General features: G+C 53.8%; 2 protein-coding genes. Both read right to left on the bottom strand.

Annotation, left to right across the window (positions count from 1 at the left end; translation table 11 throughout):
• Positions 1-423: 423 nt before the first annotated feature.
• Positions 424-774 (bottom strand): hypothetical protein, encoded by a 351-nt coding sequence (locus tag FYC48_RS25560; RefSeq protein WP_149499649.1) that lies wholly within the window; start codon positions 772-774, stop codon positions 424-426.
• 1312 nt (positions 775-2086) lie between these two features.
• Positions 2087-2440 (bottom strand): hypothetical protein, encoded by a 354-nt coding sequence (locus tag FYC48_RS25555; protein WP_149499648.1) that lies wholly within the window; start codon positions 2438-2440, stop codon positions 2087-2089.
• Between the last annotated feature and the right edge of the window lie 108 nt (positions 2441-2548).

The following is a 2548-nucleotide window of genomic DNA, read 5'->3' as shown; positions in this document are numbered from 1 at the left end:
ACCACGATTGCGATCAACAGGCGACAGAGGGTCCGTTGCCAATGGATGGGACGGTACGTGAATCAATACGGTGAACCAGGAGCGACAGCCAAACCGCAACATCAGGTGCGATCAACAGGCGACTACTGTTCCGTTGCCAATCGATGGGCCACTACGCGAGTCATCCGGCACGACGAAAGTAACTTGCGTTGCAAATCACCAAGCCATCATCCGATTGGAGAAGAGGATCTATCAAACCGTGACATCAAGAGCGATCAACAGGAAACAGAGGTCGCGTCGCGAAGCAATGGGCCCAGTACCAGCCACAACGCAGGCGTCGGATCTAATCCGCATTCGAAGATGAATGGACCAACGAACGTGAAGTAGCAAGACGAACGGTTGGGATCACGCGGTCGCCGCGAACGACGCACCACTTCAAAAAACTCAACTCGGCGACTCGCGTGCATCCCTTGGTTCGCCGAGATCTTGTTTTGGTGAGGCCGTCCGGTCGCGACCAGAGGTTGGTGCCGTCGGAGATACTCCGATCCTTGAATTGTACCACGCAACCGATATGACGATGACCAGTCCGATTACGAGTCCGGCCACAAGACCTTGTGTCACGCCAAGTCCTAACCCGGCTTGCGCAGTGTCAATCGACAAATCAGGCGGCATCCGGAAGACCGTCCGGTAGTAATCCGGAGCGACGGAACCAAGAAAGAAACCCGCCCCAGCACCGAGCAAAGCGAAGGCAATACCGCTAGCGATCGTGATTGCGAATCCGCGTACGACACTCATGTTTAGATCTTCATTCGGCGAACGTTGGTGATAACGGGGTCGCGGCCAAACATCGTGAACTCAGGAAACAGCAGCGCCCGCGACTCCCGTTCATCACATGGTTCGTCAGGCTACGTTTGCCGCCGGCTGGAAGTTGGACGGGCCAGAACCATTGTAGCAATCGCTGCGTGGTGATGGGCCATATTGTCAAGTGGGATTACGATGTTAAACCGTGACTACGATTGCGATCAACAGGCGACAGAGGTCGCGTTGCCAATGGATGGGACGGTACGTGAATCAGTGCGATGAGTCAGAAGTGACAACAAAACCGCAACATCAGGTGCGATCATTAGGCGACTGATGTTCCTCTGCCAAGCAATGGGCATCTATGCGAGTCATCCGGTACGACGAAAGTAACTTACGTTGTGAATCACCAATCCATCATCCGGTTGGCGAAGATGCTCTATCAAACCGTGACATCAAGAGCGATCACCAGGAAACCGAGGTCGCATCAACAAGCAATGGGCCCAAGTCCAGCCACAACGACAGGCGTCGGATCTGATCCGCATTCGAAGGTGAATGAACCAACGATCGTGAAGTAGCACGACGAACGTTGGTGATAACGGGGTCGCGGCCAAACATCGTGAACTCAGGAAACAGCAGCGCCCGCGACTTCCGTTCATCACATGGTTCGTCCGGCTACGATCTCCGCCAGTCGAAAGTTGGACGCCCCAGAACTATTGTAGCAATCGATGCATGGTGATGGGCGTCAATGTCAAGCGGGATTACGATATCAAACCGTGACCACCAATGCGATCAACAGGCGACAGAGGTTCCGTGGCCAATGGATGGGCCGGTACGTGAATCAATACGGTAAGCCAGGAGTGACAACCAAACCGCGACATCAAGAGCGATCAATAGGCGACTGATGTTCCTCTGCCAAGCAATGGGCCACTACGCGAGTCTTCCGGCACGACGAAAGTGACTTGCGCTGCGGATCACCAAGCCACCATCCGGTTGGAGAAGATGATCTATCAAACCGTGACATCAAGAGCGATCACCAGGAAACAGAGGTCGCGTTACGACGCGATGGGCCCAAGTCCAGCCACAACGACAGGCGTCGGATCAAATCCGCACTCGAAGATGAATGAACCAACGAACGTGAAGTAGCAAGACGAACGTCAACGATCACCGGGCCGCGGCGATCGACTTGCAAGCAGAAAAACCCGCGCGGCCCGCGGCTCCGTGTGCATCGTATTGTTATCTGGCGATTTCGAGTGCAAGTCGTCGCCCTAACGCAATCATCGTAGCGTTGGTCTCAGGGACAGCCAATTCACATTGCTGATGGATTGATTCGATACCATCGTTGAAGCCTAGTGGTTTCCAGCGGATTTTCGTCGATGATCAAATTCATTGCGTCAGGTATTTCTGTAGTGTTGGTGCAGTGTGCCAAATCCGTGATCATGAACAGATATCCGTGGAGCAGGGCCGAGTCAGATTTAACGGACGGGTATTCACGGCACGCATACGAAAGCAGTGCAAATGCCTCGCCATCGCGTAGTTTTGAGAACGCAATATCAAAAGCACCGACAGTGAACGACTCGGAGCTCCGATACTCTGGTATGACGCCCGCACCAATCTGCTTCGCGATGTCGAGCAGTTCAGCAAATGAGGTTTCTATGTCCAATGGTTAAGCCAGATAACGGCTAGGATCACCGGGCAACGGCGATCAAGTAAAAACTAAAACCCAAAGGCCCCCGACTCCGTTGCTCCGTGTGCATCCGATTGTTCGCGA

Origin of the sequence: Roseiconus lacunae (genome assembly GCF_008312935.1) — a bacterium.
GTDB classification, from domain to species: domain Bacteria; phylum Planctomycetota; class Planctomycetia; order Pirellulales; family Pirellulaceae; genus Stieleria; species Stieleria lacunae.
This window is presented reverse-complemented; position numbering and strand designations above follow the sequence as displayed.